The organism is Cellvibrio sp. pealriver, assembly GCF_001183545.1.
GTDB lineage: Bacteria > Pseudomonadota > Gammaproteobacteria > Pseudomonadales > Cellvibrionaceae > Cellvibrio.
On record NZ_KQ236688.1, the window covers coordinates 3,046,774 to 3,068,416 of the forward strand.

21 protein-coding genes are annotated in these 21,643 nt (G+C 49.4%); 11 read left to right on the top strand and 10 right to left on the bottom strand.

The window, feature by feature from the left end; translation table 11 throughout:
- Positions 1-198 precede the first annotated feature (198 nt).
- The 3 genes from VC28_RS13230 to gshA all read left to right on the top strand — a co-directional run bounded on the left by VC28_RS13230 (position 199) and on the right by gshA (position 3,336).
- A complete protein-coding gene (locus VC28_RS13230; protein WP_049631046.1) occupies positions 199-1,200 on the top strand; it encodes a LacI family DNA-binding transcriptional regulator in 1,002 nt (333 codons plus the stop codon).
- An 81-nt stretch (positions 1,201-1,281) separates the two neighbouring features.
- The gene (locus VC28_RS13235) at positions 1,282-1,614 is read left to right on the top strand and encodes a hypothetical protein (RefSeq protein ID WP_049631047.1); all 333 of its coding nucleotides are present in this window, start codon (positions 1,282-1,284) and stop codon (positions 1,612-1,614) included.
- A 108-nt stretch (positions 1,615-1,722) separates the two neighbouring features.
- Positions 1,723-3,336: a glutamate--cysteine ligase gene (gshA, locus tag VC28_RS13240; protein ID WP_082191534.1), complete on the top strand. Its 1,614-nt coding sequence runs from the start codon at positions 1,723-1,725 to the stop codon at positions 3,334-3,336.
- 52 nt (positions 3,337-3,388) lie between these two features.
- Here gshA and VC28_RS13245 read toward each other — a convergent pair whose 3' ends face one another.
- A complete protein-coding gene (locus VC28_RS13245; RefSeq protein ID WP_231591750.1) occupies positions 3,389-3,937 on the bottom strand; it encodes a flagellar basal body-associated FliL family protein in 549 nt (182 codons plus the stop codon).
- Positions 3,938-4,173: 236 nt separating this feature from the next.
- Between VC28_RS13245 and VC28_RS13250 the strand changes: the two genes are divergently transcribed.
- Positions 4,174-4,671 carry a disulfide bond formation protein B gene (locus VC28_RS13250; RefSeq protein ID WP_049631049.1) on the top strand — a complete coding sequence of 166 codons (498 nt, stop codon included), beginning with the start codon at positions 4,174-4,176 and terminating at the stop codon, positions 4,669-4,671.
- A 144-nt stretch (positions 4,672-4,815) separates the two neighbouring features.
- Positions 4,816-5,280, top strand: coding sequence for an Rsd/AlgQ family anti-sigma factor (locus tag VC28_RS13255; RefSeq protein ID WP_049631050.1), 465 nt, complete (start codon positions 4,816-4,818; stop codon positions 5,278-5,280).
- Positions 5,281-5,357: 77 nt separating this feature from the next.
- Here VC28_RS13255 and VC28_RS13260 read toward each other — a convergent pair whose 3' ends face one another.
- On the bottom strand, positions 5,358-6,098 hold the full coding sequence (locus VC28_RS13260; RefSeq protein ID WP_049631051.1) for an FKBP-type peptidyl-prolyl cis-trans isomerase: 741 nt from the start codon (positions 6,096-6,098) through the stop codon (positions 5,358-5,360).
- Between the two features lie 434 nt (positions 6,099-6,532).
- Here VC28_RS13260 and VC28_RS13265 point away from each other — a divergent pair, with 434 nt between their 5' ends.
- Positions 6,533-7,399 (top strand): hypothetical protein, encoded by an 867-nt coding sequence (locus VC28_RS13265; RefSeq protein WP_049631052.1) that lies wholly within the window; start codon positions 6,533-6,535, stop codon positions 7,397-7,399.
- Between the two features lie 138 nt (positions 7,400-7,537).
- Positions 7,538-7,774, top strand: a complete 237-nt coding sequence (locus VC28_RS13270) for a DUF2789 family protein (RefSeq protein WP_082191535.1) — start codon at positions 7,538-7,540, stop codon at positions 7,772-7,774.
- On the opposite strand, the gene VC28_RS13275 is transcribed toward VC28_RS13270, so the two are convergent.
- Positions 7,751-8,284: a TIGR02444 family protein gene (locus VC28_RS13275; RefSeq protein WP_197085528.1), complete on the bottom strand. Its 534-nt coding sequence runs from the start codon at positions 8,282-8,284 to the stop codon at positions 7,751-7,753. The genes VC28_RS13270 and VC28_RS13275 overlap by 24 nt on opposite strands.
- 49 nt (positions 8,285-8,333) lie before the next feature.
- On the opposite strand from VC28_RS13275, the gene VC28_RS13280 reads away from it, so the two are divergent.
- The gene (locus VC28_RS13280) at positions 8,334-10,259 is read left to right on the top strand and encodes an ATP-binding cassette domain-containing protein (RefSeq protein ID WP_049632397.1); all 1,926 of its coding nucleotides are present in this window, start codon (positions 8,334-8,336) and stop codon (positions 10,257-10,259) included.
- 125 nt (positions 10,260-10,384) lie between these two features.
- Here the strand turns inward: VC28_RS13280 and VC28_RS13285 are convergent, their stop codons facing one another.
- Positions 10,385-10,948 carry a hypothetical protein gene (locus tag VC28_RS13285; RefSeq protein WP_049631054.1) on the bottom strand — a complete coding sequence of 188 codons (564 nt, stop codon included), beginning with the start codon at positions 10,946-10,948 and terminating at the stop codon, positions 10,385-10,387.
- Between the two features lie 195 nt (positions 10,949-11,143).
- Positions 11,144-11,797, bottom strand: a complete 654-nt coding sequence (locus VC28_RS13290) for an exopolysaccharide biosynthesis protein (RefSeq protein ID WP_082191536.1) — start codon at positions 11,795-11,797, stop codon at positions 11,144-11,146.
- A gap of 162 nt (positions 11,798-11,959) precedes the next feature.
- On the opposite strand from VC28_RS13290, the gene VC28_RS13295 reads away from it, so the two are divergent.
- Positions 11,960-13,117 (top strand): GNAT family N-acetyltransferase, encoded by a 1,158-nt coding sequence (locus VC28_RS13295; protein ID WP_049631055.1) that lies wholly within the window; start codon positions 11,960-11,962, stop codon positions 13,115-13,117.
- Positions 13,118-13,208: 91 nt separating this feature from the next.
- Here the strand turns inward: VC28_RS13295 and VC28_RS13300 are convergent, their stop codons facing one another.
- From VC28_RS13300 to glnA, 5 genes are all read right to left on the bottom strand, one after another.
- Positions 13,209-14,699, bottom strand: coding sequence for a methyl-accepting chemotaxis protein (locus VC28_RS13300; RefSeq protein ID WP_049631056.1), 1,491 nt, complete (start codon positions 14,697-14,699; stop codon positions 13,209-13,211).
- 364 nt (positions 14,700-15,063) lie between these two features.
- Positions 15,064-16,500 carry a nitrogen regulation protein NR(I) gene (glnG, locus tag VC28_RS13305; RefSeq protein ID WP_049631057.1) on the bottom strand — a complete coding sequence of 479 codons (1,437 nt, stop codon included), beginning with the start codon at positions 16,498-16,500 and terminating at the stop codon, positions 15,064-15,066.
- Positions 16,487-17,560, bottom strand: a complete 1,074-nt coding sequence (gene glnL / locus VC28_RS13310; RefSeq protein WP_049631058.1) for a nitrogen regulation protein NR(II) — start codon at positions 17,558-17,560, stop codon at positions 16,487-16,489. Before glnL ends, glnG begins: the two co-directional genes overlap by 14 nt.
- A 153-nt stretch (positions 17,561-17,713) precedes the next feature.
- Entirely contained in the window at positions 17,714-18,253 is a 540-nt protein-coding gene (locus VC28_RS13315; protein ID WP_049631059.1) for a DUF4124 domain-containing protein, read from the bottom strand.
- Between the two features lie 137 nt (positions 18,254-18,390).
- Entirely contained in the window at positions 18,391-19,791 is a 1,401-nt protein-coding gene (gene glnA / locus VC28_RS13320; protein WP_049631060.1) for a type I glutamate--ammonia ligase, read from the bottom strand.
- Between the two features lie 174 nt (positions 19,792-19,965).
- Here glnA and VC28_RS13325 point away from each other — a divergent pair, with 174 nt between their 5' ends.
- Positions 19,966-20,145 (top strand): hypothetical protein, encoded by a 180-nt coding sequence (locus VC28_RS13325; protein WP_049631061.1) that lies wholly within the window; start codon positions 19,966-19,968, stop codon positions 20,143-20,145.
- Between the two features lie 220 nt (positions 20,146-20,365).
- A complete protein-coding gene (locus VC28_RS13330) occupies positions 20,366-21,568 on the top strand; it encodes a cation:proton antiporter (RefSeq protein ID WP_197085529.1) in 1,203 nt (400 codons plus the stop codon).
- The last annotated feature ends 75 nt before the right edge of the window (positions 21,569-21,643 follow it).

Here is a 21,643-nt window from a genome sequence, read left to right on the forward strand (position 1 = left end):
TATTATGTAAACCGGCGCGCGATCACAAAATGATATATTAAATAAGACCATAAGCCCGCACACCCAATTAATGTAACCGTTTACATTTTATTTTTCTAGTCTCTTTTAATGAGCTGTAGTAAATTTTCCGGCAAATAAGCAGATTTCGTGCAAATCCAGCACCATTTCACCCCAGCCGACAGCCTAAGGTTGCCCTCTATGTCAAACATTCGCGATGTCGCCCGCTTGGCCGGTGTATCCGTTGCCACCGTTTCCCGCGCTTTAAGCAACCCCGAAAAGGTATCTCCGGAAAGCCTGGAGAAAGTTCATAAGGCCATCGCCCAGGTGGGCTATCGCCCCAATATGTTGGCGCGCAACTTCCGCTCGGCTCGCGCCTATGCTGTTGTCGTTTTGGTACCCGACATCGCTAACCCTTTTTACTCGCTGTTTATCCGCGCCCTTGAAGACCGCGCGCAACAGAAAGGTTATGCCGTACTTTTGGGCGATACCCGCGGCACCCCGGAACGTGAAATGGATTACATCCGCCGCGTGGAAACGCGCCTGGCTGACGGCATAGTGCAGTTGCGCCCAAGCTCCGAAAAAAGCCAGAACAACATCCCGCCGGATATCCCTTGCGTCAACGCCTGTGGTTGCGAATACACCACCGGCCCTGCGATCCGCATCGACAACCGCGCTGCTGCCAAAACCATGGTGAATTATCTGATCTCGCTCGGGCACAAACGCATCGGGGTAATTTCCGGCCTGAAAGACAACCCCCACGCGATCGACCGTTTGGAGGGCTATAAAGAAGCGATTGCCGAAGCCGGCATCCCCTTTGAAAAAGACCTGATTGCTGAAGGTGACTTCACCATGTGGTCAGGCCTGAATGCGGCATTCCAGTTCTGCAACATGAAAAACCGCCCCACTGCGATTTTCTCGATGAACGATGAAATGGCCATCGGTGCCATGCAAACCTTGAAGAACCAGGGCATCCGTATTCCGGAAGATATGTCGGTCACCGGCTTTGACGATATCGCCTACGCCAAGTATTCCGACCCCAGCCTCACGACCATTTCCCAACCGGCAGAAGAGATGGGCAAGATGGCGATGGACATGCTGCTGAAAGTCATTGAAGGCGAACCACTGAGCCAACGCGAATGCGTACTGCCCACGGAATTTATTATCCGCAAAAGCACAGGCCCAGTACCGGGGAAAAAATAACTTGAACTCAGCCGACATCACCCCCACATGGGCGTTTGGTTATTCTTACGAACGCTGGGTATTTGTGAACAAGGGTGGATTATGAGCGACCTGTTTATCCTTCAAAATCAGGACTTGCTGTTTCTGGGCAAACAAAATAATTGGGTCGATGGCCGGGACTTGGGCGCGTTGTTCAAGACAGTGCACAAAGACGAAGCTATCAACCAGATGTTTGAAGCCAGCTCAAAAGATTACAAACAACGCATCAAAGTGGTTAGTTGCGCAGCGAATGAAAAGGGGCTGCCGGTTATCGACCCCGCCATCATGCCCGAACCGCTCCCTAAAGTAGGTAAAGACCTGCTGGATACGCTGGAGCAAGACGCTGCCGCACAAGCCTCTCCGCCTCTGACTACCGAATCAGCCGACATACACTAAACTGTGGCCAATAGCCCAATACCAGAGTGAATCTGCTTCCCATTCCCGTGGAGGGTTTGGATACAGCATCCAAACCTCCTGACTGCGCTTGCCGCCAAGGAACCTGAATTGTCATTACCTCAAGGTTTACATACTTCATTACTTGAAACCTTTACCGAGCCAACGGCGAACGCCAGCTTGCGTGGTATTTTGCGCGGACTGGAAAAAGAAAGCCTGCGTGTTACACCGGCTGGCACCCTGGCGCAGACAGATCACCCGCACTCGCTGGGATCGGCACTGACGCACCCGCATATCACCACTGACTACAGCGAAGCATTACTCGAATTTATTACCGATCCGTTCGATGATGTCGCGCCCCTGTTAGCGCAGCTTGACGATATCCATCGTTTTACCTACCAGCAACTCGCGGCCAACAATGAACGCCTATGGCCAGCAAGTATGCCGTGCATACTCGGGGGTGATGACGAAATTCCCGTCGCGCGCTATGGATCATCCAACAGTGGAAAAATGAAAACGGTGTATCGCATTGGGCTCGGGCATCGCTATGGCCGCGCCATGCAAACCATCGCCGGCATCCATTACAATTTCAGCATGCCCGATGATTTTTGGCGCGTACTGCAAACGCAATGCAATAACCAACAATCGCTGCAAGATTTCAAAACCGAACGTTATTTTGGTTTGATCCGCAATTTCCGCCGCAATTTTTGGTTGTTGATTTATTTATTTGGCGCATCACCTGCTGTCAGTTCCTGTTTTGTAAAAAATCGCACGCACAAATTGCAACTTTTCCCCGCCGCCGAGCACACCATGTATTTGCCGTTTGCAACATCGTTGCGCATGGGCGATCTGGGTTATCAGAGCGATGCGCAAAAATCCCTGGTAGTGAACTACAACAACCTTGGCGATTATTTAAAAACCCTGTGCGGTGCCATCACCCAAAGCCATCCGGCTTACGAGCAAATCGGCGTAAAAGATAACGCAGGAAATTATCAGCAACTCAACAACAGTTTGCTGCAAATCGAAAATGAATTTTATTCCAGCATACGTCCAAAACGTACCACCGGACGCGGCGAAACTGCGTTACAAGCATTGCGTTTGCGCGGGGTTGAATATGTGGAAGTGCGCTGCGTGGATTTAAACCCCTACGCGCCGCTGGGTATTACAGCAGAGCAAATGCAGCTGATGGATGCGTTTTTGCTGTACTGTTTATTGAGCGATAGCCCGGAAACAGATGAGCGGGAGTTTTATCAGGGGCAAGAAAACCAGAAGCGCATCGTCAATAATGGCCGCGATCCCCAATTGCAATTACAACGCGGTGATAAAGACATTCCCATGCCGCAATGGGCAAACGAAATTTTGCGCGGTTGCAGTGCGTGTGCTGCACTATTGGATCAAGCTAAAGGCGGCAATTACTACCAACAGGCTGTTGCTGCGCAATTTGCAAAAATTGATAACGCAGAACTAACACCGTCTGCGCAAGTGTTGCGCGATATGCAGCAATCGCAACAGAGCTTTTATGCTCATGTATCAACACAAGCAGAACAACATCGCGCCTATTTTGCCGAGCGGCCGCTGATAGGTGAGTTTTTTGCAGCGTTTACACAGATGAGCGAAACATCACTGCAGTCACAAAAGGATTTGGAGGCAAGCCAACAACTCAGCTTTGACCAGTATCTGGAAAATTATTACGCCCAGTATCGCGGCTGCAGTTGCGGAACTTGATTATTGAAAAATAGCGCTACCCGTTTCACATCCGGTTTGCGCTATTTTGGTATTACTTCTGCACAACGAAATTATTAAAAAATAAATCCGACGCTGGGCCTTTCACCGGCTTAAGATCAGCAAGCGATGGCACTGCTGGCTTGGCGTCTTTCACCTCAGCAGCATCACTAACGGCAGAGGCCTTCGCACTGCCATTGGTTTTGCTGTGCCCTGTGTCATGACCATCCACACTGTGCCCTTGCACTTGCAACAGCGCTTTGTTGATTTCCGATAACGCATAAAGGCGCACATACTCTTTACCTTCCGGCGTACTGATACTCTCCTCGGTCTGGGAGCTGAGGATACTGATCATGCGATCGCGAATCAGTGGCAAGTGATGCATCACCTCTACGGCATTTTCAGCATTTTCCGCGCGCAGCGACAATTCCGCCTTGATATAGCGCGGCTTGCTACCGGGGCCACCGTAATTCACTACCAATGCGGGTGTCAGTGGAATGTAGTTAACACCTTCCGCCACTTTAGGGCCGCCGCCAGATGCCAATACCGGCAACGCAAGCATGCCCGCCATCCACACCACCAATCTCTTCAACACAACCTTCATAACCGCTCCACTCATTTGAACTTGTCCTGTTTTTTACGCTCCAACAGACGCAATAATATCTCAGCCCCAAGCATAGACTATTTCATCCATCCGCCAAGCAGGCTTTTTCGCAACAGAAGGAACACGAAAGGCTGGCTCTGGCGCGAGCTTATTGCTTACCATTAGCGCCGCACACCCATAAAACAAGCGCGATACAAACTGACCCCATACAAAATAGAATCGATTAAGGATTTCCTATGATCCCCGGCATTCGCACAACCAACCTGATCATCTTCCTCACTTGTACCGCCATGATGCTCGCCGCCGCTTACATGGAGCACGTCATGAAAATGGTTCCCTGCTCACTCTGTATTACCCAGCGCGGTTTTGTCGTATTAACCGGTATCATTGCCCTGATTGCCGCAATCCATAACCCTGCACTTACCGGTCGCCGCGTTTATGCTGTGCTCGGCATTATCAGCCCCATTCTCGGCGCTTGCTTTGCCGGCCGCCAACTCTGGTTACAAAGCTTGCCCGCCGATCAGGTGCCCGCATGCGGCCCCGGACTTTCCTATATGTTTGAAGTTTTCCCTTTTATGGAAGCGATGAAATTGTTGCTGCAAGGTGATGGCAACTGCGCCCACGTCGATAAAATCCTGGGTGTCAGTCTTGCCGCATGGACATTGATCGCCTTTATCGGGCTGGCTGTCGTGAATCTATACCAACTCATACGCAAGGATCACAAAGCCGCCTAAGCGGCTTGCCCTTGCGAATCAGATGGCCTATTGTGGCAAACTCAAAACAACAGCAGCCTGCTTGCTGTTATCTGGTATCCATAGCCATGCGCCGGATACCCGATATAAAAACAGGCTGCGCTTGAACAACGATAGGATTAACTGATGTTAGAAAATTGCAAAAGTGCCAAAGAACGCTGGGGTGGTGTGAACGACATTATTGACCGCTGGTTGGAAGAGCGTCAGGCAATGCTGGTGCAGTACTGTGCACTCAGCGGTCTGGATCAAGACCTGAGCGATTTGCAGCGCGGAGAGAAACTGCGCAGCTTTTGTCAAATTCTGGTGGACTATGTTTCTGCCGGTCACTTTGAAGTCTACGATCAGTTGATCAAAGAAGGGCGCGAGTTTGACGATGCCGATGCATTAAAAGAAGCCAGCAAACTGTACGACATTGTCGATAGCACAACCGAAAAGCTGCTCGACTTTAATGACAAATACCTTGAAACCGATGACTTGGCATCGCTGACTGATGACCTGTCCAAACTCGGCGAAGTACTGGAAGTGCGCTTTAGCACTGAAGACCGTTTGGTTGCCGTACTTCATACATCGCACAAAGATCTGGTGAGCTAAATATTACCGACCACCAAATACCGCGCATAAAAAAACCCGCTCTTGAGCGGGTTTTTTTATGCCTCAGAAAGCAGAGATTACTTGGCTTCTGGTGCTGCTTCTGGCGCTTTAACTTCCAGCAACTCAACTTCGAAAATCAAGGTTGATGATGGCGGGATTGGGCCTTGGCCACCAGCACCGTACGCCAACTCTGATGGGATCACAATTTCCCACTTGGAGCCTTGCGGCATCAATTGCAAGGCTTCAGTCCAACCTGGAATTACGCCATCCAATGGGAAAGTAGCAGGCTGGCCGTTTTTCACAGAACTATCAAACTCGGTACCGTTGATCAGCTTACCGGTGTAGTGCACGGTTACAGTGTCAGTCGCTTTTGGCTTGGCACCTTTGCCTTCAGTAATTACACGGTATTGCAAACCACTTTCAGTGGTGGTTACGCCTTCTTTGGCTTTATTTTCTTCAAGGAATTTTTTGCCTTCAGCAATGTTGGCTTCGCTCAGCTTCTTTTGTTCTTCTTCTTGTTTTGCCATGGCTTTTTGCTGAACTTCTTGCATGATTTTTTGCATATCTTCTTCACTGATACGCGACTCTTTACCGTCACGCACATCAGTCAATGCCAGCGCCAGTGCTTCTGGCTCAATTGCCAAACCACCGTTTTGCAGGTTCTTACCCAGGTTTTGGCCAATGATGTAGTTGGCTTTTTGCTCAAGGCTAGTCAGTTTTGCACTGTCATCAACTGGCTTGGCTTCTTCTTTGTTGCAGCCGATCAGGCCAGCGGTCGCAGCCATCAGGCCAACAACCAATAAACGTTTGTTAAACATAATGCACCTTATTAGTAATCATTAATTTGTAATCATGGTCTGTGAAGCAAGCCAACTGCTCGCCTGGTTCCTAGCCGACACCTTACTGCGATGCCAGAGCAGGCGGCAATGGTATACCAACTTCAGCAAAATGTGCGCGTTTTTAGCGCCCCGGCAAGGCAAACACCCGCATAAACTGTGTGCTATCGCGCATTGCCTCCAATCAGCCACATTGGCAGTCGCATTGCGATCAGGATTGTGAGCTCTTGTGACTGGCAAAGGCGTGCGAAGTTCAAAACAGGTTCGCAATCAATATCAGTTCTTAGGTACCCGGAGGGCATACCCTTTTTAACAAGGCAAAGCTACAATTCGCTCACCTTACATCAAGGCATCCAAGCCGATAACTGTGACTTTCCAACGCATATTTTTCCAACACATCTACGATAGGTATTTTTATGGCCGCCGCAAAAAACCCAAAAATCTCAATTGCTGAGTTGGAACAACAGATTGCCAAACTCAGTGCTGCACTTGATAAAGCCCGCGCACAGGAATTGACTGCCGCAACCAAAGCAGTCGCCGCAGCACAAAAAAATCTGGCAACAGCCAAGAAAAAAGTGGCCGCTGCCAGTGCGAAAGGTGCATCGACCGCTGCTGCAAAAGCCCGTATCGCACAAGCAAAAAAAGAACTGGCTGCACACAACAAAACCTTGGGCGATGCACAAGCCGCATTGGATAAACTCACCACCGCACAAGCAACTGCCAAAGCCGTCGCCAAAGCAGTCGCTGAACAACTGAAAGAAAGCGGCACAAAAAGCGGCTCGGCAAAAAAAGTGAAATCTGCAAAGAAAACAGCAGCAAAAAAAGATTCAGCCAAAGAAACTGCTGTTGATACAAAACCGGCTACCGATAAAAAAGCAGCCGCTAAAAAGACCGCAGCCAAAAAAGAAAAAACCAGCAGCAAAGATAAACCAGCAGCAGCAAAACCTGCCAAAACAATAAAAGCAGCACCCAGCACACCTGCTGCTACAGCAGTTGAAAAAGCAGCAGAAGCAAAAGCAGCGCCGAAAAAAATCGCCAAAAAAGCTACTCCTAAAAAAGTAGCGGCCAAAAAAACCACTGACAAACCCGTCACTGCGCCAGTAGCTGATGCAACACTTGCTACAGCCGCTGACGCACCTGTCACCGCAGAGCCAACACCGGTTGTTGAAGCACCTGTTATTGAATCACCGGTTGCAACTCCTGCCCCGACAGAAACACAAGCGCCAGTGACACCTGCAACTGCATCATTGCCATTTGATGATGACCAGGGTGCCTTGAGTTAATAAACTCTATTACTCGCACAAAAACAAAGGGCGTTTTTACGCCCTTTTTTATCACAATCGTTTTTTATAACAATAAATTCACTTGCAATAGCACATCACCTCCCATACTTAATCATTATGAATATGGAGGTAACAACTATGCTCACAACCAACAGCAGCGTGGATATGCATCAATTGTTTTCACAATTGGGGTTAGAGTCCAGCAACCTCGCTATAGCACGATTCATCAAACACCATCATTTACCTGAGGGTATTGCGCTGGAAAAAGCGGATTTTTGGACACCCGCCCAACGCCAGCTGATCCACCAAAGCTTGAAAGAGGATGCCGAATGGAGTCAGGCAGTAGATCAATTAGCCGCGCTCTTGCGACACTGATGTGCGACAGACACATGCCGCACCAATAACCGTTAGCGCCTGTGCAATAGCGGAATCAGCAACACCTGATGTATGCAGATAAAAGTGGAGATTCTTTTCAGGTGCTGTTGCCGGATCAGACCGAGGGGCGCTTCCCCAAGTTTGCACCTGAAGCTCAAGCCAATACAGGAGTTGTCGCTCAGCTTGCAGTTCAGCCTGCTTGATGTGGGCACGAACGCTTTCAATGCCTTCATCACCCACACCAAATTCCGCCTTCATTTGCCGCCGCAAGTTCCGTAGTGGCTCAATATAGTTAGCATTCCATGTGCGGATACGCACCTGTGCATCCGCCAAGCGCGGTTGATCAAGTACATAACCTTGCACGCCCAGCCAGCAACACCAGAGCAACATATTCACATTAACACCCTGCTCATCTTGCAAGCGCAGACAGCAGTCAGCCACACCGGGCTGTGCATAGAGTGCGAGCGAAAAATCCCACAGTGAATCAGGCGCTGGTACAGGTGCTTGCATAAAGAATCCACTAGCAGGAATTTGGAGCAAGTCTGCTAGAATGCGCGCCATGATTCAATTACAAAACATCTCCGTACAACGCGGCACCAAATTTTTATTGGATTCCGCCGACCTCACTATTTACCCGGGCCAAAAAGTCGGTTTGATCGGCGCTAATGGCACAGGGAAATCCACCTTGTTTCAACTGTTATTGGGAAGCCTGCAAAGCGATACCGGCTCGCTGGATATTCCCAGACAATGGCGTATCGCCCATATGGCGCAGGAAGTTGGTCACACCAACCGCAGCGCATTGGATTATGTGCTGGATGGCGATAGCGAATTGCGTCGCTTGGAGCAAGAAATTGCACAAGCCAATCTCGATATTGAACACAACGGTGAAAAGCTCGCGCACTTGTATAGCGATATGGAAAACATCCATGCTTACACAGCTCCGTCGCGCGCGCAGCAATTATTAAACGGTTTGGGGTTTGCTCCGGGCGATGCAGAGCGACCTGTTTCTGATTTTTCGGGCGGCTGGCGGATTCGCTTAAACCTTGCCCAAGCACTAATGTGCCCATCGGATTTATTACTGCTTGATGAGCCAACCAACCACCTGGATCTGGATGCAACCCTGTGGCTGGAAGAGTGGTTAAAACGTTACGCAGGTACGTTGATTATTATTTCGCACGACCGCGATTTTCTCGACAATATTGTTGACCGGATTGTGTGTATCGAGCGCCAGAAGCTGGATCTTTACAGCGGTAACTATTCTGCGTATGAGCGCCAGCGCGCCGAAAAATTAGCGCAGCAACAAGTGAGCTATGAAAAGCAACAAGCGCGCATTGCTCACGTTGAAAGTTATATTCGTCGCTTCCGCGCGCAAGCCACCAAAGCACGCCAGGCACAAAGCCGCATTAAAGAATTGGAGCGTATGGAAAAAATTGCGCCCGCCCATATCGATTCACCGTTTACGTTCACATTTAAATGCCATGACAAAATGTCGGTGCCGCTGGTGCATATCACACGTGCGAGCATCGGTTATGGCAGCGGCTCCGATCACAAAATTATTCTCAATAACGTAGAGCTAGCAATCCGCGCAGAAACTCGCGTGGGCTTACTCGGCCCCAACGGTGCAGGTAAATCCAGCCTGGTAAAAACACTCGCGGGGTCCCTACCGTTAATCGCCGGCGATCGCACCAATGGCGAACATTTCAAGCTCGGTTATTTTGCCCAGCATCAACTGGAAGCACTGGACATCAATGCTTCCGCGGCACTGCATATCCAACGCTTGTCACCGCAAGCGCGCGAACAAGAGATACGCGATTTTCTTGGCAGTTTTGATTTTCATGGCGACCGCGCGTTTGAGCCGATTACACACTTTTCCGGCGGAGAGAAAGCACGTCTGGCATTGGCCATTATTGCGTGGGAAAAGCCGAATGTGTTGCTGCTCGATGAACCCACTAACCATTTGGATTTGGAAATGCGCCACGCATTGACCATGGCGCTACAGGAATTTGAAGGCGCAGTGATTGTGGTATCGCATGACCGCCATTTATTACGTAACACCGTCAATGAATTTTTATTGGTAGCCGATGGTAAAGTAGAAGAGTTTGATGGCGATTTGGAAGACTATTACCAATGGATGCAACAACAAAAAGCCAAAACAGTTGCGGCAGAAAAAGAGACTCCCGTTGCCACTGACAGTGATGTTAAAGTTGATAAAAAAGCCCAGCGACAACAGTCAGCCGCAGCGCGCGCGCAATTAAAACCACTGACCAATAAATTAAAATCACTTGAAACTCAGATGGAAAAATTGCAAGCCCGCCTGGGTGAAATAGAAAATCAGCTAGGTGATCCTGCTATTTACGATGAAAAAAACAAAAACACCTTGCAACCACTTTTACAAGAGCAAGCCAAACTGCAAGCCCAACTGGAAGAGTCCGAAGAAAGTTGGCTACTGGTGAGTGAAGAATTGGAAGCGGCAAGCCAACAGTAAAAAGTCGTTATCGCTCGCAATAAATACTCACCAACATAAAATATTGATTAACTCAAAAACAAAAAGCCGGCAAAAATGCCGGCTTTTTGTTTTGCAAATTCACATTAAAAAATCATGCAGCAGCATTAGAAGTTCATGCGAAGACCAACACCAAATTCAGAAGCCTCAGAGCCAAATCCGACATCACCAGTTACTGCAAATTGCGGAGCAAACCAGTAGGCAACACCGCCACCCAAAACGGTATTACCGTCATACACAGTATGGTGAGCTAATTCTACTTTTGCTTCCAAATTGTTATTGATAAAACCACGCAAACCAACAGCAGCAATCAAACCTGAATCACTGTTACCACCATCGGGCGACATATGCTCTGCGCTTACCGTACCATAAAGACTGGAGTCCGCACCAAACACTGTGCGATAGCCAATACCTGCACTGATTGTTTCTGAGCCACAACCACGGCCACTAACATCGCTATAAGAACCCACAGCAAAAAAATCGCTATTTAATTCCATACTGCCATTCAAGCGCAGGCCATCCTGGTCACAATGATAATCGTCTATATCTTGCTCAACAAACTGTAACCCGGCGTAGTTGTAGCTGATTCCTGGAGCGGCCTGCACACCAATACTTGCGCACACACCAACCACTGCGGATAAATAAGTCAGCTTTTTAATTGTACTGTTCATTGAATTGTTCATTGAATTTATCTCCCATTAAAGTCTTTCAGGGCCGATACTAGTTTGTAAGGATGAACAAATCCTGAATATCAATTCAGAATGTTGTTTGTTTTTTTATTATTGGTGGAGGTTATCAGAAGAAGGGTGAGCCAGTTCTCGATAGAATTCATTACCACATTTTTATTGATTGTAGAAATGCAATTCCTATACAAGCCGATCAAGCATGGCTAATACGGTTTGTACAGCGACCCATATTAATCCACTTAAAAATATCCAGGCAGCAATACCAATACCTATACCGGTAAGTACGCAAACACCATCGCGCTCAATCAAGCCTAACGCAATAAAAAGAATTCCCAGAGCGGGCAATAAATTTCCCAGAGGAATTGGAAGCACCAGCAAAAATGCGAGAGAAACACAAAACGCACCCAATAGACGCTCTGCATTGTTTTTTGTAAGGAAGAGGATACGTGGGCGCATCAGTTTTTCTATTCGCTGCAGCCAGGGAGCTACTTTATTGATCAACGCTTGAAAATCGACCGTTGCGACGGAACGGTTGGCAATCCAACCCGGTAGATATACGCGCTTATGCCCCAATGCCATCTGCACTGCAACAAACAACATCGGCAGCCCCGTGACAGTCGATACACCAGGAATACCCAGAATAGGTAACGAATTAGGCAGCGCAAAAATTAACAGGATGAAACCAAATGACCGCTGCCCGAGCGATTCCGTAATATCACGCACACGCACGCGCTCAGCCTGAAAATTTGCTGCAATATCCATTAGCAAGGAGGACAAACTAGGGCTCGAATGACGCTGGGCAGTGAGTTTCGGATCAGCAGGAGACGATGACATTGATCAACCAAAAAATTGTCGGGTTGGCAGGATTCTACTGTAGTCTGAATAAAAATAACCAGCACGATAGGATCAGAGTTGCGTAACTTTACCTTTTACACAAGACTCTCTTAAGATCCAACGTGATCGAATGGCGATGGCTAATTTCGGCAGGGTGCAATAGTGCATATCCAATTTATCAACTCAATACAGCAAATTTCTCCTGCTCAGTGGAATGCACTATGCCCCGACGGCTACCCATTTATACGTCATGAATTTATCGCAGCACTTGAGCTCAGCGATTCCACCACTGCAGAAACAGGCTGGCAGCCGCAGCACTTGCTGATATTTTCGGGGGCGCAACTTATTGCTGCAATGCCCGGCTACATCAAAACACATTCTTATGGTGAGTATGTATTTGATTGGGCGTGGGCTGATGCCTATCGCCGACACAACCTCCCTTATTATCCGAAATGGATCAATGCAATTCCTTTTACGCCCTGCACCGGCCCCCGTTTATTGTGCGCACCGGGGATGCAAAGCGGCGAACTGATTGACCGGGTAGTGCAAACACTTTCAACCTATTGCATCGAGCACAATCTATCGGGCTGGCATTGTTTATTCCCTGATGACAACCTAAGTGAACAATTTAAACAACGGCATATACCGCAACGGATTGGCTGCCAATTTCACTGGTTCAATCATCACTATAAAAGCTTCGATGATTTTCTGGCACGAATGAATTCGCGTAAACGAAAAAATATTCTTAAAGAACGCAAGCAGGTAAAAGAGCAGGGATTTTATTTTTCATCCAAAACCGGAACACAACTAACGCCCGAGGATTGGGATTTATTTTATCAACTCTATCGCAACACCTACCTTAAGCGCAGCGGACATGCTGGCTATTTATCGGCGCAATTTTTTCACTCTCTCGGCGCAACCATGCACGACAACCTGGTGTTGATCTGCGCCCATAACAGCACACATGAACGCGCTGATAACACTATTGCAGCCGCACTGTTTATACGCGATGAGCGCACTATTTATGGCCGTTACTGGGGCTGCATGGAAGAATTCCAATTCCTGCATTTTGAAACCTGTTATTACCAAGGCATTGAGTTTGCCATTGCACATAACATAGAGCGGTTCGACGGTGGCGCACAGGGAGAACATAAAATTGCACGTGGTTTTGAGCCAACGCTCACCTACTCCAACCACTGGATTAACAGACAGGATTTTGCAGGGGCAATTGCCCATTTCATTGGGCAGGAAGCAAACGCCATCAAACACTATGCAGAAGACGCGCGAGCCATGCTACCGTTTAAAAATAAGGATGAGTAACACTGATGCTCAAAGCATAAAAAGACTGCAAAACAAGGCAAAAAAAAACGGCGCAGATTGCGCCGTTTTTTTATTGCGATAAATGTAATCGTTACACTTTGAAACTATCAATTTGTTTTTTCAACTCACTGGTTTCATTGATCAACTGACTACCGCTGTGATTGACCACCTGGGCATTTTCCACCACGTTTTCTGACAACCCATGAATAGCGGTAATGTTTTTACTGACCTCATTTGCGACCGAGCTTTGCTGATGCGATGCTGTAGCAATTTGATGGTTCATATCGTTAATGATGCCAATATTCGCGCGGATTTTATCCAGCGCCCCACCGACTCTGGATGCGGTATCAATAGTTTCGCGCGCAGAAGCTGTACTGGTATTCATTGCTTGATGCGCCTCATCGGCAGCGCGCTGTAGTTGCACAATGATCGATTCAATTTCTTCAGTTGATGAACGGGTTTTTTGTGCAAGCGAACGCACTTCATCCGCAACCACCGCAAAGCCACGCCCTTGCTCCCCCGCGCGCGCTGCTTCAATCGCAGCGTTAAGGGCGAGCAAGTTGGTTTGCTCGGCAATCGTGCGGATCACTTCCATTACCGAACCAATATTTACCGAATTATTTTTTAGTACCTGAATTTTTTGCGCGGTTGATTCAATTTGGTTAGTCAGGCGATTAACGTTTTCCAATGAAAGATTAACGATCTCATTACCTTCTTCCGCGAGGATACTGGTGGCATTAGTACGCTCAGCCGTATCGCCAGCGTGACGCGCAATTTCGGTTGCGGAGGCCGATAACTCTTCTACTGCCGTCGCCACCAATTCAATTTCGCGCAATTGTTGCGAGGTAGAATTCACCGTACTTTCGGTGGCATTACTCATTTTGTTAACGTTGGTGCGCACCTTGTCATTCACTTGCACTACGTTGCGAATAATGTCAGCGATATGCTCCATTACGCGGTTAAAATTGTGCGCGAGCGCGGCGATTTCATTTTGGCTGTCGGTCGGTAGACGACGGGTCAGATCGCCGCCGCCATCCGCAATCGTCGCCAGTGAACGGGTCACTTCATCTACCGGTGCCAACACCAGACTGCGGATCAATACATAGACTGTAATCAAGCTGGCTGCCAGCAGTGCCAATACGGTAAAAATTGTGGTTTGTCGCTGATGGGACAAGGTTTCATTTAATTCCTGAGTGGAAAAACGGATGCTGTAACTTCCAATCGTGCTGCCGTTGTACACAATCGGGATTGCATCGCGGGAGAGTTGGTTTTCACTCTGGTCGCCATCGTCGGCTTTGGCCAAAGATTGCCCACGGTGATCGACCACATTGACCGAGGTCACCAGAGAGGTATTCACCAGGGATTTGGCGATCGCTTCAATCTGCTGGAAGTCGTAGGCAAACACCGCCTCCAGAATCGAGCTGTTGGTCAGCGAGATCATCGCCGAGGTTTCGGCTTCCAGTTTTTCTTCCAGGTTATCGGAAGCAATTTTGTCATTGACCAGGGCGACTATGACGGCAATAACCACCATCGCAACCGCCAACACCAACATCAATTTGGTGAGTAAGGATTTTTGTACCATGTGTCCCCCGAATATATTCGGCTATTAGAGTTATTGGATTACCCACTATTCGCTATTGTTGACGGCAGCAATGCACCAATCTTGAGCACATCTTTCCTGGGCTGGGGTAATTATCTATTCAACGGTATACGGTTTTGTTAGGTGAGCTGTAGTAGTCAGCCGGTGATCCACCGGTGTTGTATACCAGTTAGCAGAGTATAGACTCAGGTTGGAAAAGCTGCGCGAAGAAGAAAAGAAGATCTAAAAAGATGTTTTTAATGCCGCAAAGCATAAAGAAAGGAATAAGAAAGAGCAGAGAGAGGCATATCCGCAGCGAAAACGGTCACTTATTCACCATTTTCACTGCGGACATTTTTACTACTGGTTAATCATCACCATCGCCATCAGGATCATTGCCACCTGCCATTCCCAACTCTTTCAGTTTGCGGGTCAAGGTATTGCGCCCCCAGCCCAGTAAATTGGCAGCATCGCGTTTGCGACCGGCGGTGTACTTGAGCGCAGTTTCAATCAAAGCCCGCTCGAAGGTAGGTACAGCCTCGCTCAACAATTGATGCTGACCGCGACTCAGCGCCTGGTCGGCCCAGTGACGCAGCGCCTTTTCCCAATCATCGGCCGGGGTGCTGGTCTCTTTGTTTTCAAGCAGTTCTGGTGGCAAATCTTCGATGTGCACTTCACGCCCGGACGCCATTACGGTGATCCAGCGGCAGGTATTCTCCAACTGACGCACATTGCCCGGCCATTGCAATGAACAAAAATACTCTTCGGTCTCAGGCAACAGTACTTTGGGATCCACATTCAATTCAGTGGCTGCTTTATGCAGGAAAAAGCGCGCCAACTTGGGAATGTCTTCGCGGCGATTAGCGAGCTTGGGGATATGGATGCGGATGACGTTCAAACGGTGGAATAAATCCTCGCGAAAGCGATTCTCTGCCACCAAGGTTTCAAGATTCTGGTGAGTAGCGGCGATGATGCGCACATCCACTTTTACCGGGGTATGCCCGCCGACGCGATAGAACTCGCCATCGGCCAATACCCGCAACAAACGGGTTTGGGTTTCGGCTGGCATATCGCCGATTTCGTCGAGGAACAACGAGCCGCCGTTGGCTTGCTCAAAGCGCCCCTGGCGCTGTGCAGCAGCGCCGGTAAAGGCACCTTTTTCGTGGCCGAACAGCTCGGACTCCATCAAGTCTTTGGGAATAGCCGCCATATTCAGCGCGATAAAGGGTTCGTTACGGCGCGGACTGTGGCGGTGCAGCGCGCGCGCCACCAGCTCTTTACCGGTACCCGACTGACCATTGATCAACACGGTGATGTTGGATTGCGACAGGCGGCCAATCGCGCGGAACACCTCCTGCATCGCAGGCGCTTCGCCGATGATTTCGGTATTGGTTTCCAGGTTGTTATCCGGCGCATGCTCGCTTTTTTGCTCTTGCGCGTGGGCGAGCGCGCGTTGGGTCACCGCGACGGCATCATCGACATCAAACGGCTTGGGCAAGTATTCGAAGGCACCCCCTTGATAGGCAGCAACGGCGCTATCCAGATCCGAATGGGCAGTCATGATGATGATCGGGATCTGCGGATGAGTAGTGTGCAGGTTGCCCAGCAGCGTCAGGCCGTCGGTGCCCGGCATACGGATATCGCTGATGATGGCATCGGGCGTATCGCGGTTGAGCTGGCTCATGGCGCTATCGCCCGAATCAAATACGCGGGTTTCTATGTTCGCTCCTTGCAGGGCTTTTTCCAGCACCCAGCGGATCGAGCGATCATCATCAATAATCCAGACTTTGTTAGACTTCTGCATGTTGCGCTTCCATTGGTAAGTAGAGCGAGAAACGGGTTTTGCCCGGTTCGCTTTGGCACTCGATGAGGCCATGATGTTGATGGATGAGATGTTGCGAAATGGTCAAGCCAAGCCCGGTACCTTCGGCGCGGCCAGAGATCATCGGGTAGAAAATGTTTTCGATCATGTCGGCCGGAATACCGGGGCCGTTGTCGATAATGTCGATGCGGCACACCAGCGAGTGATGCTTGCGGCCGATGGTGTATTGGCGCTGTATACGGGTGCGCAGCTGGATCACACCATTGAGCACACTGGCTTCAACCAGCGCCTGCATAGCGTTGCGCACAATATTCAGCAGCGCCTGGATCAGCATCTCTTTGTCGCCCTGCATGGCAGGAATACTCGGGTCGTAGTCGCGTACGATTTTGATCGCATCGCTGCTTTCGGCCTTGATGATATTGGCTACACGCTCAATCGCCTCGTGAATATTGAGCGATTGCCATTTGGGCAGCTGGTTCGGGCCGAGCATGCGGTCAACCAGATTACGCAGGCGGTCCGCCTCATCGATAATGATATTGGTGTATTCACTCAGGCCTGAATGGGGCAGCTCGCGCGCCAGTAACTGCGCCGCGCCACGGATACCACCCAGCGGGTTTTTAATCTCATGTGCCATGCCACGCACCAGATTGCGCGTGGTTTCATGTGAGGTAGTCAGCATCTCTTCGCGGCTAATGCGCAGCAGACGGTCAATTGGCTGTATTTCGATAATCAAACCATCGTGGTCGCCAAAGGGCGTTACGGTGTAATCCACCGTGATAGTACCGCCACTCAACAAACGCCACTCAGCATGGCGCTTGGTGTAATGATTTGCCTGGGCAGCCGCCAGTTTTAACTGGCGATCTGTCTCATCTGATTCATAGAAAAAATAGGTGATAGGTTCGCCGGTATTGCTCTCGCAACTCATCGCCATAAGCGCTTCAGCAGCGGGGTTCATATGGCATAGCAACAAGTCCGCATCTACCAGAATGATGGCAGTGCTCAAACTATCCAATATGGGTTTGTAGATATCGCGCGGGCTCACCAGCTAATGCTCTCCTGAACGCCTCGACAATGGGCATGGAGGCTACTGCAAAAACCAAACCAAGTAGAAATAAGGCCAGATTCAGCAGTTTTAGCCGCCAAACCTGTCCATAATGGGGAATATCAGGAAAATTGTAGCACCATTTTGGTGCGACTATTTTGGAGTGGGCTTTGGAAGGGCATTGTTTTTAATATTTGGCCGAATAACGTTCACAATCACCGGTGGCGATGTGCCCAATGATCGACCATCGGCATCAATCGCCTCCACCACCAGAGTGTGAGTTCCCCTTGGGACATCTTTGACGATGATGTTATTCCCCGTCGTTTCTTCCAGCAGCTCACCATTCATGAAGTAGACCAGCAAATGTCCGGGCTGGAGCGCCGGCTCTATGTTGATCGCAATTGCCAGATCACGTTGCCCGACAGGAATTGTGACATCCGAGCGCGGACTGATAATACCGATACGGTAATCCACCGCAGCCTGTTGCACCCCCATAGTGTCTACCGGCACAGACTGGGGCAAAGGCGGAGGACTAGGGACAGTATTGATCTCACGCAGCTCGATTTTTTCTGCCTTGTCAGATTTTGGTTTATCCGTGTAGATAACACGGCCATCTTTATCTACCGTCTTGTACACATCGGCCAAGGTCCATGGAGCAATCAATACACATAACAACACTACAAACAGGCGCATAATTTTTCCCTCATGGATTCACCCCCCAAGAGTAGCCCTATCGCCCCCAAAGAAAAAGCCCGCCCCCTTGCGGGTGCGGGCTTTTTCACAGATCGCCAGCAGGTACTGGCGATCAGCATGGCTTACACAGACATCACTTACACAGAGTAGTAAAGTTCAAATTCTACTGGGTGTGGAGTCATGTTAACGCGTTGGATCTCTTGTTTCTTCAGGTCGATGTAAGCATCGATGAAGTCTTTAGAGAATACGCCACCAGCCAACAGGAACTCGTGGTCAGCTTCCAGAGCGTTAAGCGCCTCTTCCAAAGAAGCACACACTTGTGGAATTTCGGCTTCTTCTTCCGGCTCCAGGTCGTACAGATCTTTGGTAGCTGCTTCGCCCGGGTGGATCTTGTTCAGAACACCGTCGATACCCGCCATCAGCAATGAAGCGAAGCACAGGTATGGGTTAGCAGTTGGGTCTGGGAAGCGAGTTTCGATACGCTTGGCTTTCTCGCCAACAGTGTAAGGAATACGGATAGAAGCAGAGCGGTTGCGAGCAGAGTAAGCCAGCATTACTGGCGCTTCAAAGCCTGGAACCAAACGCTTGTACGAGTTGGTAGACGCGTTACAGAAAGCGTTCAGTGCTTTAGCGTGCTTGATGATACCGCCGATGTAGTACAGGGCAGTTTCAGACAGACCAGCGTAAGCGTCGCCCGCGAATTGGTTTTTGCCGTTCTTGGAGAAAGACTGGTGAACGTGCATACCTGAACCGTTATCACCGATCAGAGGCTTCGGCATAAAGGTAGCAGTTTTACCGTATTGGTGAGCTACGTTGTGTACGCAGTACTTGAGGATCTGTACTTCGTCCGCCTTCTTAACCAGAGTGTTAGCACCTACGCCAATTTCACATTGACCAGCGTTAGCAACTTCGTGGTGGTGAATTTCAATTTCCAGGCCCATAGCTTCCATGGCGTTACACATAGCGCCACGAATGTCGTGCAGTGAGTCTACTGGAGCAACGGGGAAGTAACCGCCTTTTACGCGTGGAGCGTGGCCGTGTTTACCTTCAACGTCGTCACCTGATGACCATGCTGCTTCTTCAGATTTGATCTTGTAGAAAGCGCCGCCCATTGAGCTGTGGAAGTGAACGCTGTCGAAGATGAAGAATTCTGGTTCTGGACCAAACAGAGCTACGTCGCCCAGACCGGTAGACTTCAGGTATTCCTCAGCGCGCAAACCGATAGAACGTGGGTCGCGGTCGTAGCCTTGCATGGTTGCAGGCTCAACGATGTTACAACGAATGTTGATGGTTGCTTCGTCGTAGAAAGGATCCAGAACGGCAGTTGAATCATCCGGCATCAGAATCATGTCTGAGTCGTTGATGCCTTTCCAACCGGCGATAGAAGAACCGTCGAACATCTTGCCATCAACAAAGAAGCTGTCGTTAACCACGTGTGCAGGGAAAGTCACGTGTTGCTCTTTACCTTTGAAATCGGTGAAGCGCAAATCAATCCAGCGAGCTTCGTGTTCTTTGATCAGGTCTAAAGTCTTAGACATTGAATGCCTCCAAGTTGTAATAGCCCGAAGGCTACGGATTGTGAAAGTTGTTATTGCGGCCGATAAGCCCCCCCGAGGGAGCAACTTACCTGAAATTTTTCCCACTTCATCCGGGCGCGCGACTCATTTCGGTGAGCGGGGCAAGACTAGGGTGTCAGAAAAGGGGCAAAATATATGCCATTCAAGGAAAATAGCAATAAGCGTTGTGAAATAAGGCTTTCGCGCGATAAGCAAAAACCTGAAAACGCACAAAAGAATCATTTTGGTGCACAAAATACTCGCAAATGCACCATTTTGGATCAAAAAGCATTGACTGCTAACATTGCTTTACCGCTCTTCTCGCAAACAACATGAACATCCCTATTGGCTGCGCCAATTTGCACCATTTTGTATACGGCATCATCCTTTTAGCTTTTAGCTTTTAGCTTTTAGCTTTTAGCTAAAGCCCTGATAAAAACTATCAATAGGGTTAGCATCGAATGGCGCAATAATTCACTGTAGTTTGCCGCCCTTGTCCACAGGACTCCAAAAAACACGATAAAAACCTAAAGTGGTAAGGGCTCGCAAGATGCACATGACAACAACAGAAATATTCCTGATCGCGATGGTGATCATTTTTACTATTCCCTACCTGATCTGGCGCCTTGGCCGGACAGATTACTGGGCACCCTTGGTGGTCGTTCAAATTATTATGGGGATAGTACTTGGCCCCGGCGTGTTGGGTAACGCTTTTCCTGAATACTACACCTTTGTCTTTAATCCGGATGTCATCAAATCGCTCAACGGTATTGCCTGGTGGGCGGTGATGATTTTTGTGTGGATCGCCGGTATTGAGCTGGATCTGAAAAAAGCCTGGGAATACAAGCGCGAGAGCGGCATCACCGCTGGTTTGGCGCTGGGCACACCACTGCTGTTTGGCTGTGGTGCCGCGGTAGTCTTGATGGGATTTAGCGATGGCTGGATGGGGCCAAAAGGCATGACCTGGCAGTTTATCCTCGGTGTCGGTATGGCCTGTGCGGTAACTGCCTTGCCCATTTTGATCCTGCTAATGGAAAAGCTGGAAATCCTGCGCCAGCCTATTGGCCAACGTATTCTGCGCTATGCCAGCCTCGACGACATTGCCATCTGGGGCGTATTGGCGCTGATCCTGCTGGATTGGGAGCGCGTAGGCCGCCAAGGCATGTTCCTGGTGGGCTTTGCCATCGCTGCTTACCTGTTCCGCAAATTGATGCTGGCCATTCAGGAGAAAGATCGCTGGTATTCCGGTTTTATCTGGCTGGCGGTTATCGGCTTGGCCGCTGATTGGGCAGGTTTGCACTTCATGGTAGGCGCGTTCCTCGCTGGCGCAGTGATGGATGCCGACTGGTTTAATCAGGAAGACATGGACAAGCTGCGCCACTTTGTACTGATGATCATTATGCCGGTGTTCTTCCTCAGTACCGGTCTGCGTACAAACTGGGAGGTGGGCGGCGCTACCGTATTTATCGCAGCAGCCATCCTATTGGTCGCCTCGGTATCGGGTAAGCTGGTGGGCGTTCACGCGGCCGGCAAAATCCTCAAATGGCAAAAAGGCGAAGCATCGATTATCGGTTGGCTGCTGCAAACCAAAGCATTGATTATGATCATCTTTGCCAACGTGCTGCTCGACAAACAGATCATCACCAGTGAGACCTTTACCGCGCTGCTGATCATGGCAGTCGCCAGTACCATGCTAACCGTGCCGGTGGTATCACCCAAGTTGGCCAAAATCAGGGAGCTGATTTTCCGTTCCAAGTAAGTCATCCAGCAGGGAAGGAACGCAATACGGATAAAAAAGCCCCGGATCAGCTGGGGCTTTTTTATTGCTCACAGT

What these genes read in the sequence shown, in the direction of transcription:
- glnA (WP_049631060.1), bottom strand. Translation starts at nt 19,791, where the DNA reads ATGTCTAAGACTTTAGACCTGATCAAAGAACACGAAGCTCGCTGGATT.
- VC28_RS13265 (WP_049631052.1), top strand. Translation starts at nt 6,533, where the DNA reads ATGGCCGCCGCAAAAAACCCAAAAATCTCAATTGCTGAGTTGGAACAA.
- VC28_RS13285 (WP_049631054.1), bottom strand. Translation starts at nt 10,948, where the DNA reads ATGAACAGTACAATTAAAAAGCTGACTTATTTATCCGCAGTGGTTGGT.
- VC28_RS13280 (WP_049632397.1), top strand. Translation starts at nt 8,334, where the DNA reads ATGATTCAATTACAAAACATCTCCGTACAACGCGGCACCAAATTTTTA.
- VC28_RS13275 (WP_197085528.1), bottom strand. Translation starts at nt 8,284, where the DNA reads ATGCAAGCACCTGTACCAGCGCCTGATTCACTGTGGGATTTTTCGCTC.
- VC28_RS13270 (WP_082191535.1), top strand. Translation starts at nt 7,538, where the DNA reads ATGCTCACAACCAACAGCAGCGTGGATATGCATCAATTGTTTTCACAA.
- glnG (WP_049631057.1), bottom strand. Translation starts at nt 16,500, where the DNA reads ATGCAGAAGTCTAACAAAGTCTGGATTATTGATGATGATCGCTCGATC.
- VC28_RS13255 (WP_049631050.1), top strand. Translation starts at nt 4,816, where the DNA reads ATGTTAGAAAATTGCAAAAGTGCCAAAGAACGCTGGGGTGGTGTGAAC.
- VC28_RS13260 (WP_049631051.1), bottom strand. Translation starts at nt 6,098, where the DNA reads ATGTTTAACAAACGTTTATTGGTTGTTGGCCTGATGGCTGCGACCGCT.
- VC28_RS13250 (WP_049631049.1), top strand. Translation starts at nt 4,174, where the DNA reads ATGATCCCCGGCATTCGCACAACCAACCTGATCATCTTCCTCACTTGT.
- VC28_RS13300 (WP_049631056.1), bottom strand. Translation starts at nt 14,699, where the DNA reads ATGGTACAAAAATCCTTACTCACCAAATTGATGTTGGTGTTGGCGGTT.
- VC28_RS13330 (WP_197085529.1), top strand. Translation starts at nt 20,366, where the DNA reads ATGACAACAACAGAAATATTCCTGATCGCGATGGTGATCATTTTTACT.
- VC28_RS13230 (WP_049631046.1), top strand. Translation starts at nt 199, where the DNA reads ATGTCAAACATTCGCGATGTCGCCCGCTTGGCCGGTGTATCCGTTGCC.
- VC28_RS13245 (WP_231591750.1), bottom strand. Translation starts at nt 3,937, where the DNA reads ATGAAGGTTGTGTTGAAGAGATTGGTGGTGTGGATGGCGGGCATGCTT.
- VC28_RS13290 (WP_082191536.1), bottom strand. Translation starts at nt 11,797, where the DNA reads ATGTCATCGTCTCCTGCTGATCCGAAACTCACTGCCCAGCGTCATTCG.
- VC28_RS13235 (WP_049631047.1), top strand. Translation starts at nt 1,282, where the DNA reads ATGAGCGACCTGTTTATCCTTCAAAATCAGGACTTGCTGTTTCTGGGC.
- VC28_RS13325 (WP_049631061.1), top strand. Translation starts at nt 19,966, where the DNA reads ATGCCATTCAAGGAAAATAGCAATAAGCGTTGTGAAATAAGGCTTTCG.
- VC28_RS13315 (WP_049631059.1), bottom strand. Translation starts at nt 18,253, where the DNA reads ATGCGCCTGTTTGTAGTGTTGTTATGTGTATTGATTGCTCCATGGACC.